The sequence below is a fragment of the Sphingomonas mali NBRC 15500 genome, assembly GCF_001598415.1.
Taxonomy (GTDB): domain Bacteria; phylum Pseudomonadota; class Alphaproteobacteria; order Sphingomonadales; family Sphingomonadaceae; genus Sphingomonas; species Sphingomonas mali.
This window is the reverse complement of the sequence record NZ_BCYX01000068.1, coordinates 1-13,854: the sequence shown is the minus strand read 5'-3', so window position 1 is coordinate 13,854 and position 13,854 is coordinate 1. Positions and strand designations below refer to the sequence as shown.

14 protein-coding genes are annotated in these 13,854 nt (G+C 66.5%); 8 read left to right on the top strand and 6 right to left on the bottom strand.

Features of this window, described 5'->3' with window-relative positions:
* Nucleotides 1-51 precede the first annotated feature (51 nt).
* Entirely contained in the window at nucleotides 52-612 is a 561-nt protein-coding gene (locus tag SMA01S_RS22990) for a CAP domain-containing protein (RefSeq protein WP_066827725.1), read from the bottom strand.
* Between the two features lie 27 nt (nucleotides 613-639).
* On the opposite strand from SMA01S_RS22990, the gene hemW reads away from it, so the two are divergent.
* The gene (gene hemW / locus SMA01S_RS22985; RefSeq protein WP_066827724.1) at nucleotides 640-1,800 is read left to right on the top strand and encodes a radical SAM family heme chaperone HemW; all 1,161 of its coding nucleotides are present in this window, start codon (nucleotides 640-642) and stop codon (nucleotides 1,798-1,800) included.
* A gap of 22 nt (nucleotides 1,801-1,822) precedes the next feature.
* Here the strand turns inward: hemW and SMA01S_RS22980 are convergent, their stop codons facing one another.
* The 3 genes from SMA01S_RS22980 to SMA01S_RS22970 all read right to left on the bottom strand — a co-directional run bounded on the left by SMA01S_RS22980 (nucleotide 1,823) and on the right by SMA01S_RS22970 (nucleotide 3,904).
* Nucleotides 1,823-2,299 (bottom strand): SRPBCC family protein, encoded by a 477-nt coding sequence (locus SMA01S_RS22980; RefSeq protein ID WP_157094111.1) that lies wholly within the window; start codon nucleotides 2,297-2,299, stop codon nucleotides 1,823-1,825.
* Nucleotides 2,296-2,646, bottom strand: a complete 351-nt coding sequence (locus SMA01S_RS22975) for an ArsR/SmtB family transcription factor (protein WP_245649410.1) — start codon at nucleotides 2,644-2,646, stop codon at nucleotides 2,296-2,298. The genes SMA01S_RS22980 and SMA01S_RS22975 overlap by 4 nt, the downstream gene beginning before the upstream one ends.
* Nucleotides 2,647-2,713: 67 nt before the next feature.
* Nucleotides 2,714-3,904 (bottom strand): penicillin-binding protein activator, encoded by a 1,191-nt coding sequence (locus tag SMA01S_RS22970; protein ID WP_066827720.1) that lies wholly within the window; start codon nucleotides 3,902-3,904, stop codon nucleotides 2,714-2,716.
* A gap of 12 nt (nucleotides 3,905-3,916) precedes the next feature.
* Here SMA01S_RS22970 and rsmI point away from each other — a divergent pair, with 12 nt between their 5' ends.
* The 4 genes from rsmI to SMA01S_RS22950 all read left to right on the top strand — a co-directional run bounded on the left by rsmI (nucleotide 3,917) and on the right by SMA01S_RS22950 (nucleotide 6,875).
* Complete coding sequence (gene rsmI, locus SMA01S_RS22965; RefSeq protein WP_066827719.1) at nucleotides 3,917-4,750, top strand: 16S rRNA (cytidine(1402)-2'-O)-methyltransferase; 834 nt, start codon at nucleotides 3,917-3,919, stop codon at nucleotides 4,748-4,750.
* Nucleotides 4,751-4,797: 47 nt separating this feature from the next.
* A complete protein-coding gene (locus SMA01S_RS22960) occupies nucleotides 4,798-5,202 on the top strand; it encodes a YraN family protein (protein ID WP_066827727.1) in 405 nt (134 codons plus the stop codon).
* A 120-nt stretch (nucleotides 5,203-5,322) separates the two neighbouring features.
* Complete coding sequence (gshB, locus tag SMA01S_RS22955; protein ID WP_066827718.1) at nucleotides 5,323-6,279, top strand: glutathione synthase; 957 nt, start codon at nucleotides 5,323-5,325, stop codon at nucleotides 6,277-6,279.
* The gene (locus tag SMA01S_RS22950; RefSeq protein WP_066827717.1) at nucleotides 6,276-6,875 is read left to right on the top strand and encodes a DedA family protein; all 600 of its coding nucleotides are present in this window, start codon (nucleotides 6,276-6,278) and stop codon (nucleotides 6,873-6,875) included. Before gshB ends, SMA01S_RS22950 begins: the two co-directional genes overlap by 4 nt.
* A gap of 117 nt (nucleotides 6,876-6,992) precedes the next feature.
* Here the strand turns inward: SMA01S_RS22950 and SMA01S_RS22945 are convergent, their stop codons facing one another.
* On the bottom strand, nucleotides 6,993-7,877 hold the full coding sequence (locus tag SMA01S_RS22945) for a tyrosine recombinase XerC (RefSeq protein WP_066827716.1): 885 nt from the start codon (nucleotides 7,875-7,877) through the stop codon (nucleotides 6,993-6,995).
* Nucleotides 7,874-8,317, bottom strand: a complete 444-nt coding sequence (locus tag SMA01S_RS22940; protein ID WP_066827714.1) for a hypothetical protein — start codon at nucleotides 8,315-8,317, stop codon at nucleotides 7,874-7,876. Before SMA01S_RS22940 ends, SMA01S_RS22945 begins: the two co-directional genes overlap by 4 nt.
* A 98-nt stretch (nucleotides 8,318-8,415) precedes the next feature.
* Here SMA01S_RS22940 and SMA01S_RS22935 point away from each other — a divergent pair, with 98 nt between their 5' ends.
* From SMA01S_RS22935 to SMA01S_RS22925, 3 genes are all read left to right on the top strand, one after another.
* Nucleotides 8,416-10,584 (top strand): primosomal protein N', encoded by a 2,169-nt coding sequence (locus SMA01S_RS22935; protein ID WP_066827713.1) that lies wholly within the window; start codon nucleotides 8,416-8,418, stop codon nucleotides 10,582-10,584.
* A gap of 49 nt (nucleotides 10,585-10,633) precedes the next feature.
* Complete coding sequence (locus SMA01S_RS22930; protein ID WP_066827711.1) at nucleotides 10,634-12,181, top strand: tetratricopeptide repeat protein; 1,548 nt, start codon at nucleotides 10,634-10,636, stop codon at nucleotides 12,179-12,181.
* Between the two features lie 95 nt (nucleotides 12,182-12,276).
* The gene (locus tag SMA01S_RS22925) at nucleotides 12,277-13,803 is read left to right on the top strand and encodes a S1C family serine protease (RefSeq protein ID WP_066827709.1); all 1,527 of its coding nucleotides are present in this window, start codon (nucleotides 12,277-12,279) and stop codon (nucleotides 13,801-13,803) included.
* Nucleotides 13,804-13,854: the final 51 nt, after the last annotated feature.

Below are 13,854 nucleotides of genomic sequence, written 5' to 3'. Positions count from 1 at the left end.
CGGCGGGCTCCTGCGGACAATCACGATCCTCGCGGTAATGGAGTACAGACCCTACAGCGCCCTCAACCCTATCACGTTGCCGGGCGGGGCGTAGCGACAGACCAGATAGTCGTCGCGATCGTTGCTCGCGACTGCGCAGCCGACCCGCGTCGTCGTGCGCCAGATGATCTGGGTGTAATGCGCCACCGCCTCGCCATTGCCGGTGGTGCTGAAATCGGGCGCGGGAGCGTTCACGAACCACTTCCGCTCGTCGATCCAATACTGGATCATCTCGGCAAAGGAATAAGCGTCGCGGGTGCCGGTGAACAGGTTCTCTCCCTCGCGCCCCGCCCCCATCGGTTGCGGCGCGTGCTGGAAGCGGCGGGTGCGGGCGAGTTCCCGGGCATAATCCATCGCGTGCGCGGCGAGGCCCTCGTCCCAGGCGAGCGGCGGAACGCCGACCGCGCGGCGCGTGTCATTGTGCCTGGCGAGCATGACCTGGCGAAGCAACGCGCCGCCGCGCTGTGCCGGGGCGGTGCCGTTGCGCGGCTCGACCACGCGCTCCGGACCGCTGGGCGCGCCGCACGCGGTCAACGCCATCGCCAGTAGCGCGATCGCCGCTTTCCTGATCATGCGCGCGTCTCCATATGCACGGGTCAGATGACCGACCCCCTCGCCTTATACGTCCATTGGCCGTTCTGCGTCTCGAAATGTCCCTATTGCGACTTCAACAGTCATGTCCGCGAAAGCGTCGACCAGGACATGTGGCGCAACGCGCTGCTCGCCGATTTGGCGCATGAGGCTGCAATACTGCCGGGGCGGCGGCTGGGATCGATCTTCTTTGGCGGCGGCACGCCCTCGCTGATGCCGCCCGCGACGGTGGCGGCAGTGCTCGATGCCGCCGAGCGCGCCTGGGGGTTCGAGCCGGGGATCGAGATCACGCTGGAGGCCAATCCGTCATCGGTCGAGGCGGCGCGGTTCGCCGATCTCGCCGCGGCCGGCGTCAATCGGGTCAGCCTGGGATTGCAGGCGCTCGACAACGAGACGTTGGCGTTTCTGGGCCGCGCCCATGATGTGACCGAGGGACTGGCCGCGCTCGACACCGCGCAGCGTATGTTCGACCGGGTCAGCTTCGACCTGATCTACGCCCGCCCCGATCAGGGACTGGCCCAATGGCATGCCGAACTCGCCCGCGCGCTGTCGTTCGGCACGGAGCATCTGTCGCTTTATCAGCTGACGATCGAGCCGGGCACGCGCTTCCAGACCGAGGCGCTCGCCGGGCGGCTGGTGCTGCCCGACGACGACCGCGCCGCCGACCTGTTCGAACTCACGCGCGCGCTGACCGCGAGCGCGGGAATGCCGGCCTATGAGATTTCCAACCACGCGCGGCCCGGCGCGGAGAGCCGCCACAACCTGACCTATTGGCGCTACCAGGATTATGCCGGGATCGGACCGGGCGCGCATGGCCGACGCACCGGCGTGGCGACACAACGCCGCCGCAAGCCCGAGAATTGGATCGAGGCGGTCGCGCGCAATGGCCATGGCATCGAGCAGGAGGTGCCGCTCGCGCCGCAGGAGCGCGCGATCGAGGCGATGCTGATGGGCCTGCGCCTCGCCGAGGGGATCGATCTCGACCGGATCTCGGCGCTGGGCGAGCGCCCGATCGATGAGTTGGCAGATCGTCAGGCGATCGATCGCTTGTCGGCTCAGGGCCTGCTAAAACTCGAAGGCGCGCGACTTTGCGCCACCGATGCCGGCATGCCAGTGCTCAACGCGATTCTGGGCGAAGTCGTTCGTGTCTCCGACCATTTGACGGCCTGAGGCAGACGCGGATCGGGGGTGCTTAGGAGTGCCCTGCGACGAAAGCCGCGAGCTGCGCGATCGCCGTTCCCCAGCCCTCCTCGAATCCCATTTCCTCGTGCTTGCGCGCATCGGCCGCAGTCTTGTGCAGGACCCGGGACGCGTAGCGGGTGCCATTCCCCTCCGCCTCGAAAGTGATGATCGCCGTCAGCGCGAGCCACGGCTCGACCGGCTGCCACCCCTCCTTGAGAACCGTGGTGAAGACCAGGCGGGATTCGGGGACGATGTCGAGGAAGCAGGCTTCGACATGCGGTTGGAAGTCGCCCCCGCCCTCTCGCATCAGCGTCTCGAACCCGCCGCCGGGGCGAAGGTCGAGCTTGACCACCTGGCATTCGATCGGCGCCGGTATCCACCATTTCGCCAGATGTTCGGGGGTGCTCCACGCCTTCCACACCCGAGCGGGCGGCGCGGCGATGAAGCGATCGATGGTGAGTTCGGACGAATCGGCAGGCATGGTCATGGCTCCTCGGGCATCTGTGTTTCGACAAAATCGGCAAGCCGATCGGCTCTGGATCGCCAGATCTCGTGTTGCTCGACCAGCCAGGATTCGGCAGCGGCGAGTCGCTCGGCATTGATCCGACAGGTGCGGATGCGGCCGATCTTCTCGGACCGGATCAACCCGTCCTTCTCCAGCACGCGCAGGTGTTTCATGAACGACGGCAGCGCCATGGAGAAGGGCGAGGCCAGTTCTGTCACCGCCGCTGGACCCCTGACGAGCCGGCTAACCACCGCCCGCCGGGTGGGGTCGGCGAGTGCGTGGAATGCGGCGTCTAGCGAGGATTGATGGTTATCCATATGGATAACCATGAAGGAAGCTTAGCCGTTTGGCAAACTAAAATCCTTCCCACTTGTGGGGAGGATCTTGCGGAAGGCCTTAGAACCCCGCCGGGGCCGGCGAGATCGTCACGGTCGTTCCGCCGCGTATTTCCTGCACCTCGAGTGCGCGTTCGGCGATGCCGTCGCGGCTAAAGCGGAACGCGCCGTCGATGCCGGCAAAGCCGTCCTTGTCGCGCAGGCGCTCCTCCGGGAACGACGAACCGATCCGCCAGTCGCGCGCGATGCGGATCGTCAGCAGCACCGCGTCATAACCCATGCTCGACAGGCGATAGGGGGCCGCGCCGAACCGCGCGCGGTATTTGACCGCATATTGGCGATAGAGGTTGTCGGGCACGCTGGCGAACCAGGCGCCATTGAGCGCGGGCTTGGCGGCGATCGACGCCTCGGTGTTCCAGCGTTCGGTACCGAGCACACGCGCGCCGGCCTCTCCGTTGCGGCGCAGCAGCGGGACGATCCCTGCGGCGGCGGCCCCGTCATCGACGACCAGGACCGCGCCGACCGAGCCGGCTTTGCCGAGACGCAGCGTCGCGCCGGTAATCGACGGATTGCTATGGTCGTAATTCTGCAGCGAGATCACCTGGCCCTTGGCAGATTCGACCGCACGCAGGAAAGCGGTCGACGCGCGCTGGCCATAAATCCCGTTGGCGACCAGGCCGCCATAAGTGGTGATCCCCTGGTCGCGGGCATAATCGACCACGCGTTCGATCGACTGGGCCGGCGAATAGCCCATCAGATAGGCACCCGATCCGGCCAGACTCGAATCGTTCGAGAAACTGATCACCGGCACCCCGGCGCGCTTGGCGATCGGGGAGACCGCGCGCACGTCCTCGGCGAGCAACGGCCCGAGAATCACCCGCGCGCCCTCGTCGATCGCGCGCTGAGCCGCGGCGGCGGCACCCGTGGCGGTATCGTAGGTGGTGATGCGCAGCGAGCTGTTGTTAGTGTCGAGCAACGCGAGCTGGGTCGCGTTGGCGATGCTCTTGCCGACGCCGGCATTGGTGCCGGTCAACGGAACCAGCAGGGCGACCATGTGATGCTCGTTATCGGTCGGCAGTCCGGGCATCACCGGAGGGGCGACCGGCGGCGCGACGACCGCGGGACCGCGCTCCACCGGCGGTCCGGAGCGCGGCACGACGGTCGAACAAGCGCTGAGCACCATCAGCCCCAACAGGAAAACCGCCCGCTTTAGTTGCGTCAGTCGTTGCGGTGCGGTTGCTGCCTCTGCCATGACGATCCCCTGATGTCTGATGTTCTTATGCCCGGTCTCTATATCGTCGCTACCCCGATCGGCAATCTCGGTGACCTGTCGCCGCGCGCGGCGCACGTGCTGTCGAATGCCGCCATAGTCGCGGTCGAAGATACGCGCGTGACGGCGGGACTGTTCCGGCACATCGGCATAAAACGCCCGATGATCGCCTATCACGACCATAATGCCGACCGCGTTCGTCCCGGGCTGATCGAGCGGATGGGGCGCGAGGCGGTGGCGTTGGTCAGCGATGCGGGAACGCCGTTGATCTCCGATCCCGGCTATAAATTGGTGCGCGACGCGCGTGCGGCGGGGCATGCGGTGGTGACGATCCCCGGGCCGTGCGCGGCGATCGCGGCGCTGACCCTGGCGGGGCTGCCGACCGACCGGTTCCTGTTCATCGGGTTCCTTCCGGCCAAGGCGGGCGCCAAAGCGGAGGCGATCGCCGAAGTGGCGGCGATTCGCGCGACCCTGGTATTGTACGAATCGGGGCCGCGGCTGGCGGCGACATTGGCGCTGCTCGCGGAGAAGCTCGGCGACCGCGAGGCGGCGGTGACGCGCGAGATTACCAAGAAGTTCGAAGAAGCCGTGACAGGCACGCTGTCGGCGCTCGCTGCGCGCTATGCCGAAGCAGCGCCGAAGGGAGAAATCGTGGTGGTGGTGGCGCCGCCGGGCGAGGCGGCACCGGCGAGCGTGGAGGATGCGGATACGGCGCTGGCCGAAGCGTTGACGCGGTTACCCGCGAGCAAGGCGGCGGGAGAGGTGGCCAAGCGGCTGAACCTGGACCGCCGCGAACTCTATGCACGGGCGATGGAGATGAAGAAATAACTCCCCTCCCGCTCGCGGGAGGGGCTGGGGGAGGGCGTGTGATCAAAGTGCCGAGGAATGACAGACCCTCCCCTAGCCCCTCCCGCAAGCGGGAGGGGAACAGGGATCGCCGCGCCGCTGAAGCCTCGGGCCGCCGCGGTGAACGGATCGCCGCCTGGTGGCTGCGGCTCAAGGGCTGGCGGATACTCGACAAGCGCGTGCGCACGCCGGCGGGCGAAGTCGACCTGGTGGCGCGCAAGGGGAATCTGATTGCGTTCGTCGAGGTGAAGAGCCGCGCTACCGCCGCCGAATTGGATTTCGCGATCGACGAGCGGCGTCTCGCTCGCGTAGCGGCCGCAGCCGAAGTTCTGATGCCGCGTTATGCCGAGCCGGGCGACGATATCCGCGTCGACGTGATCCTGCTGGCGCCGGGCACCAGGCCTCGCCATATCGAGAATGCGTGGATCGGGTGACATAGCCGACTAACACGCTTAAGCATTAGCCGTCATGCCAGCGAAAGCTGGCATCTCTGGCGGTAAAAGCCCGACGAGACCCCAGCTTTCGCTGGGGTGACGAGTAAGGAAAGAGATCGCATGCCGTTGACCGTTGCCGTCCAGATGGATCCCATGGAGTCGATCAACATCGCCGGCGATTCGAGCTTCGCGCTGATGCTGACCGCGCAAGCACGCGGGCACCGGCTGTTCCATTACACCGCCGATGCGCTCAATTATCGCGACGGTCGCGTCTGGGCGAAGGCGCATCCGGTGACCGTCGAGCGGGTCGTCGGCAAGCATTTCACTTTCGGCGAACCGGTGAACCTGGACCTCGGCGCCGAGGCCGATGTCGTGCTGATGCGGCAGGATCCGCCGTTCGACCTGGGCTATATCACCGCAACCCACCTGCTCGAGCGGATTTCGGACAAGACGCTGGTCGTCAACGATCCTGCCAGCGTGCGCAACGCGCCGGAAAAGGTGTTCGTGCTCGACTTCGCGCGCTTCATGCCGCCGACGCTCGTCACGCGCAGCCTGGAGGAAGCGCGCAAATTCCTCCACGAACATGGCGAGATCGTCGTCAAGCCGATCCACGGCAATGGTGGCAAGGCGGTGTTCAAGGTCGATCGCGAAGGCACCAATTTGTCCGCGCTGATCGAGGTGTTCAACACGACCTGGCGCGAGCCGCACATGCTGCAGGCGTTCCTGCCGGGCGTGGCAAGCGGCGACAAGCGCATCGTGCTGGTCGATGGCGAGATCGCCGGCGCGATCAACCGCGTGCCCGGCGAAGGCGAATTTCGCTCGAACCTCGCGGTCGGCGGGTCGGCGGTGAAAACCGAATTGACCGCCAAAGAGCGTGAGATTTGCGCGGCGCTTGCTCCCGAACTCAAGAAGCGCGGGCTGTTGTTCGTCGGCATCGACGTGATCGGCGGCGAGTGGCTGACCGAGATCAACGTCACCTCCCCCACCGGGATCGTCGCGATCGAGCGGCTCGACGGCGTCGACGTGTCGGCGATGATCTGGGACGCGATCGAGAAGAAGGTTGCTGCAACCGGATGACCCAATGGTTCCTCGATGGCCTCGAACAATGGGGCTATGCGGCGATTTTCCTGTGGATGGCGCTGGAGAATATCATTCCGCCGATCCCGTCCGAGGTCATCATGGGCTTCGCCGGGATAGCAGTCGCGCATGGCAAGCTCAGCTTCACCGGGGTGATGATCGCCGGGACATTGGGGTCCACGTTCGGCAATTATTTCTGGTATTGGATCGGCCGCAACGTCCCCCTGAAGAAGCTCAAACCGTTCGTCGACCGCAACGGGCGCTGGCTGACGGTCAGTTGGTCGGACGTCGAGCGGATCGACAATTTCTTCTTCCGCCACGGCCAATGGCTCGTGTTCGTGCTCCGCTTCGCTCCGTTCGGTCGGTCGATCGTGTCGCTGCCAGCCGGGATCTCGAAGATGCCGCGATGGAAATTCATCGTTTGGACGCTGGCCGGGACGACGATCTGGAACGCGTTCCTGACGGGAGCCGGCTGGTATCTCGGCGCCAATTTCCGCGAGGCGGAGGCCTGGACCGGTCCGGCGGCCGTGGTGATCTGCGCGACGATCGCGGCCTGGTATGCGTGGCGCGTTGTGACGTGGAAGCCGCGGGCCTGAACTGTTCCCCTCCCATTTATGGGAGGGGTTAGGGGAGGGCATGTCGCGATAATCTGGCCTGCCAGCGGAGTCGACACGCCCTCCCCCAGCCCCTCCCCTTTACGGGAGGGGAGTCTGTCAAGCCCGCGGATGCGCATTCCTGTACACGTCGAGCAGATGCGCGGCGTCGACCGCGGTGTAGATCTGGGTCGAACTCAGGCTGGCATGGCCGAGCAGTTCCTGGAGCTGGCGCAGATCGGCGCCCCGGCCCAACAAGTGCGTCGCAAAGCTATGGCGCAAGGCGTGCGGCGTGGTGCGGTCGGCCAGGCCGAGGCGGATGCGCGCCGCCTGAACCGCCTTGCGCACCACCCCAGCCGATAACGGCCCACCTTTGGCACCGCGGAATAGCGCCTCGCCGCGCGCCGCCGGCCAGGGCGACGCTGCGACATACGCCTCGATCGCGTCGCGCACCTGGGGCAGCAAGGGCACGATCCGCGTCTTGTCGCGCTTGCCGGTGACCGCCATCGCCTCGCCCAGCGGCAATATCGCGCCGGTCAGCCCGACCGCCTCGCCGATGCGCAGCCCGGCGCCATAGAGCAGCAGCAGCACCGCCCAGTCGCGCGCGGCGATCCAGGGTTCGGCAGCGTCCTCGGCGACTTCCTCGGCCAGCGCGATCGCGTCGGCAGGCGAGACCGGGCGCGGCACACCTTTCTTGACGCGCGGTCCGCGCATCCGCGGTGGGGCGTCGTCTCCCGCCGCCCATTTGAGGAAGGTCTTGACCGCCGACAGTTCGCGCGCGGCCGAGGCGTTGCCCAGGCCGTGTCCACGCCGGCGCGCGAGATAGGCGCGCAGGTCCGCCGCCGTCACCCGGCCCAGCGCCGCGCGATCCGCTTCCTCGCCCCAATGTTCGCCGAGAAACTGAATCAAGCGGACGGCAGTCATCTCGTACGCGCGAACGGTATGCGCCGAGCGCCGCCGGTCGCGCGCCAGATGCTGACCGAACTCGAGCGGCAGCGCCGTCATGGCCGCCGCGCCCGTTGCCTGGCCGAGATCGACTTGATCACCAACCGCCCCTCGCCCGCCGGGTCGATCGGCGTGGCAACGCTGGCCGCGGCGGCATCGATCAACGCAGCGACGGAGGGGCTGTTGATGCGGTCGCCGGTCAGCTTGACGTGGCGCACGGTACCTCCTTCGCCCTCCAGCAGCCCCTCGGGATCGGGCAAGGTCGGACCGTTGGACAGGAACAGGCTGACCCAGCGCGGATAGCCGGCGACCGAGCAGACGATCGATCGCACCTTGTCGCTGGCGCCGAAGCCGATCGCGAGCGCGTTGTAATTGTCATAGACCAGGATCGTCGCCCCGGGCAGCCGTGCCGACACCATCGCCACCGCGCGCCGGATCGTCGCCGCGATGTCGGGCGCGAACTTGTCGATGAAACCGTCGAGTTGTTCCTGCGGGGTCACCCCCTCATCCTAGCTGGCCTGGACGAACCGGAACAGGGCGGACGAAACCGCCATGCGCGAGGTTTCGCCTCCGCACAGGAATCGCCATATGAGTGGCAATGTCCCGCGCCCGCGTCCTCGTCATGAACTCCGCGCTCGGCCCGCTCGACTATCGCGTGCCGCATGGCATGACGGTCGAGCCGGGGTCGCTGGTCGTCGCGCCTTTGGGCCCGCGTCAGTTGCTCGGCGTGGTGTGGGAGCCCGAGCGGATGCCCTCGGACGCCGAGGTCGGCGACAATCGGCTGCGCAACCTGATCGACGTGCTGCCGGTGCCGCCACTGACCGATGCGATGCGGCGGCTGATCGAGTGGACCGCGGATTACTATCTCGCTTCTCCGGTCTCGGTCGCGCGAATGGCGTTGCCCTCCTCCTCCGCGCTGGAGGGCGCGCGCACTGTCACCGAATATCGCCCGACGGGACATGTCCCCGATCGGCTGACGCCGCAGCGTGCCCAGGCGCTGGAGCGGATCGGCGACCGCCAGGGCCTCGTCCGTGAGCTGGCGACGATCGCCGACGTGTCGGACGGCGTGATCCGCGGCCTGGTCAAGGTCGGCGCGATCGAAGCGGTCGAAGTCGATATCGACAGCCCCTTTCCGCTGCCCGACCCCGATCACGACGTTCCAATCCTGTCGGACGAGCAGCAGCGTGCCGCCGATGTGCTTACCGCCGATGTTGCCGCGCGCGCTTTCAAGCCGACCCTGCTCGACGGGGTGACCGGATCGGGCAAGACCGAGGTCTATTTCGAGGCGATCGCCGCGGCGATCCGCGCCGGTCGCCAGACATTGGTCCTGCTCCCCGAAATCGCGCTGACCGAGCCGTTCCTGCAGCGCTTCACCGCGCGCTTCGGCTGCGAGCCGGTGGCCTGGCATTCGGGACTGCGCCAGTCGCAGCGGCGGCGCGCCTGGCGCGCTATCGCAACGGGTGATGCGCTGGTCACGGTCGGCGCGCGCTCGGCGCTGTTCCTGCCTTATTCCAATCTCGGCCTGATCGTCGTCGACGAGGCGCACGAGACCAGCTTCAAGCAGGAGGAAGGCGTGCATTACCATGCGCGCGACGTCGCGGTGATGCGCGGCAAGTTCGAGCATATTCCGGTCGTGCTCGCCACCGCGACCCCGGCGATCGAGACGCGCCAACAGGTCGAGATCGGCAATTATGCCGAGGTGAAGCTGCCGGGCCGCTACGGCGCCGCGGAAATGCCCGATATCGAGGCGATCGACCTGTTGCTCGACCCGCCCGAGCGCGGCCGCTGGATCGCGCCCAAATTGGTCAACGCGATCGACGAGACGCTGGCACGCGGCGAACAGGCACTGATGTTCCTCAATCGCCGCGGCTATGCGCCGCTGACACTCTGCCGCGCGTGTGGGCATCGCTTCCAATGCCCCAATTGCACCGCCTGGATGGTCGAGCACCGGCTGGTCCGGCGGCTGAGCTGCCACCATTGCGGCCACGTCATGCCGACGCCGCGCGCATGCCCCGAATGCAAGGAAGAGGATTCGCTGGTCGCCTGCGGTCCCGGGGTCGAGCGCATCGCCGACGAAGTGGCGGCCTTGTGGCCGGAGGCGCGCACCGCGATCGTCACCAGCGACACGATCTGGTCCCCGGCCAAGGCGGCCGAGTTCGTCAACCGTATGGAGGCGGGCGAGATCGACATCGTCATCGGCACCCAGCTTGTCACCAAGGGCTATCACTTTCCCAATCTGACGCTGGTCGGGGTAATCGACGCCGATCTGGGGCTCGGGGGTGGCGACCTGCGCGCCGCGGAACGCACGTTCCAACAGATCATGCAGGTGGCGGGTCGCGCCGGGCGCGGAGAGAAACCGGGCCATGTCTTCATCCAGACCCACGACCCGAAGGCGCCGGTGATGGAAGCCCTGGTGTCAGGCGATGCCGACGCCTTCACCGCCGCCGAGACCGAGGCGCGACGCGAGGCCGGCGCGCCGCCCTTCGGCCGCTACGCCGCAATCGTCGTCAGTTCGGAGGACCAGCCCGCCGCTTACGATATTGCCAAGCTTGTCGGCCGCACCGCACCCCGGGTCGAAGGGATGGAAGTCTATGGTCCCGCCCCTGCCCCGCTGGCGATGCTGCGCGGACGCCATCGCTACCGCCTGCTGATCCATGCGCGACGCGGGCTCGATGTCCAGGACGTGATCCGCGCCTGGCTCGGCGCGCTCGACTGGCCGTCCAAGGTCCGCGTCATTGTGGATGTTGATCCCTATAGCTTTGTCTGATCCAGGGTCGTAGCTTCGCTGGAAAGAAGCGCGTTCTCCGGGGGATGGGATGGTTCGCAAGCTGTTGGTATCGGCCGCGCTGGTCGCGTCGGCATGGCCGGTTACCGCGCAGGCACTTTGGCAAGAAGCGAGCTCCGCGCACTTCATCGTCTATGCCGACGACAAGCCGGAGAGGATCAAGGCGTTCACCGAGCGTCTGGAGAAGTTCGACAAGGCAATGCGCGTGATGCGCGGCGTTCCTGACGAGAAGCTCGCCGACGCCGACCGCGTCCGCGTCTATATGGTGGGGAGCATTGGCGACGTCCGTCGTCTGGCCGGCAAGGGCATGGGCGATGTCGCCGGCTTCTACGAGACGCGCGTCGGCGGTCCGGTCGCCTTCGTTCCGCGCGACGCACCCAGCGGATCGGTCTTCGATCTCAGCGCTCAGGCCATCCTGCTGCACGAATATACGCACCATTTCATGTTTCTGAACTGGCCGAACACGGTCTTTCCGGAGTGGTTCGTCGAAGGTTTCGCGGAATTCAACGCGACGGCGGCCTTCAACAAGGACGGCGGCGTGACGATCGGTCAGCCGCCCGTCTATCGCGCCTGGTCGCTGGGGGACAATTCCGCATTGCCGGCGGCTCGCATGTTGCAGCTGGACCCTGGCAAGCTGAGCCAGGATCAGACCGAGGCGTTATATGGCCGTGGCTGGCTGTTGCTGCATTATCTGACCTTCGATCAGTCGCGCCAAGGACAGCTGGCGAAATATATGGACGCGATCAATGCCGGCCAGAAGGTCGAAGAAGCGACCAAAGCGTTCGGCGATCTGAAGAAGCTCGACAGCGACATGACCGCCTATATCATGAAGTCGAAGATCACGGTGGCGACGCTGAAGGCGCGTTCGCTGCCGATCGGCGAGATCAAGCTGCGCGTCCTCTCCCCCGGCGAAGCAGCGGTGATGCCGGCGCGCCTGCGGTCGACCCGCGGCGTCGACAATTCCAGTGCGCCCGATGTTGCCGCGCTCGCGAGCAAGCTGGCGGCGCCCTTTCCCAATGACGCCGGCGCGCAGAACGAGCTGGCCGAAGCCGAATATGATGCCGGGGACCTGCCGGCGGCCAAGGCCGCGGTCGAGCGCGCGCTGGCAGCCGATCCCAAGTCGATCCACGCGTTGATCTACAAGAGCATGGTCATGTGTGCCGAGCTGGCCAAGGCCGAAGATCGTGATCCGTCACATTGGCGCACCGCACGGCACGGCTATATCGTCGCCAATCATCTCGACCCCGATAATCCCGAGCCGCTGACCCTCTATTACCAGAGCTTCTTCCAGGCCCACGACAAGCCGACCAGCAACGCGGAAGACGGACTGCTCTCGGCTTATACCGACGCCCCTTATGCCTATGAGCTGCGGATCAACGCGGCGATCATCCTGCTGCATCGGGGAGAGAAGGATCGCGCCCGGCTTGCCCTGCTGCCGGTGGCCTATAGCCCGCATCGCGCCGGCTCGGTCAACAGGGCGCTCGATGCGGTGGCCGCGATCGACGCGGGCAAGGTCGACGCGGCGCTGAAAGCGCTGGAATCGGACACGAGCGACAAGAGCGAAGCATCGCAAGGCTAGCGCCGAAGAAAATGCCTCGGCGCGAAGGTCGGAAATCAACCCGTCGATCGATCGCGCATTGAAGCGCGGCGCGTTTCGTGGAAGGGCTCTGCGCCATGCCGCGCTTCTTCCGCTTGTTGGCGATTCTATCGGCTTTTGCCTGGGTGGCGACGCCGTCTCTTGCCGCCGCCGACGATATCGCGGCGGCGTCGCGCAGCGTCGTCCGCGTCGTGACGATCGCGATCGTCGATCAGGAAGTGGTCGGGTTCGGCCATGGATCCGGCTTCGCGGTGGCGCCCAACCGGATCGTCACCAACGCGCATGTCGTCGAGCTCGCTCAGAAGTACCCCGACAATGTCGTGATCGGCGTCGTCCCCTCCGAGGGGACCAAATCGTACCAGGGCCGCGTGGTTGCGATCGATGCCAAGCGCGACCTCGCCTTGATCGAGTTTACCGGCGGCGCGCTGCCAGTGGCGACGCTGTACACCGGAGCGCCCGACGAAAGCATGGGCCTCGTCTCGCTCGGCTATCCCGGCAATGTCGACCTCGCCACCGCGCAATCGGCGGCGGATTACATCAAGCCGCTGGCGCCGGTGCGGTCGGAGGGGTCGCTGTCGGCCAGCCGCAATATCGAAGGCATCAACGTGCTGCTCCACAGCGCGAGCATTTCGCGCGGCAATTCGGGCGGGCCGCTGCTCGACCGGTGCGGACGCGTGATGGGAGTCAATTCGGCGATCACCCGCGGCGAGGACGGCGATGCCAATTTCGCCTTCGCGATCGCGGAAAGCGAGCTTGCCGGCTTCCTGCGGGCCAACCGTCAAACGTTCAATGCCGTCGACATTCCCTGCATGAGTCTCGAGGCCAGGCTGAGCGCCGATGAGGCAGCGGACTCAGCGGCACGCGAGGCGGCCGACGCATCGCGGCGCGACTCCGCCGCGCGCGAGCAAGCGGGCCGCCAGCAGGCGATCGAAGCCGCGCGGCTCAATGCCCAGCGCGCGAGCGAGAACGTCATGGCGATCTCGGCCTTGCTGCTGGTGCTCGGGGCATTGACGGTCGGCGGCGGCGGGCTGCTCTACACGCGCGGACGCCAGCGCGAGGCGATCTGGGCGGGCACGGTGGGCGGCGTGTTGATCGTCGCGGCGATCATCGTCTTCCTGTTGCGACCGAGTGAGGAGCCGATGCTCCCCCCGGGCTTCGCGGTGCCCGTCGCGACTCCGGCGCCGGCGGCGCCGCGCCCGTTGGGCAAGATGGTATGCAAGTTCCAGCCCGACCGCAGCCGCGTGACGGTGTCGGCCACCGCCGACGTCAACCTCGATTGGGGGCAAGACGGGTGCATGAACGACAAGACCCAATATGCCGATGACAATGGCAAATGGACCCGCGTGCTGGTGCCGAACAATGAGCAGACCGTATCGGTGCTGCAGTTCGATCCGGAGACGCGGACCTACATCGCCTATCGCTATTTCCTGAGCGCGGCGCAGATGGACGCCGCGCGCAAGTTGCGCGCGCAGAGCCCGCTCAAGCAATGCAGCGCCGATGCCGGCGCGCGCAACAATCTTATGGTGCAGCAACAGTCGATCCGCGCCGCGCTGCCGACGACTTATAGCGAAAAGCTGGTCTATTCCTGCTCGTCGGCGCCTTAGGGACCGAACCCAACTACCGCGAGGATCGTGATTGTCCGCAGGAGCCCGCGG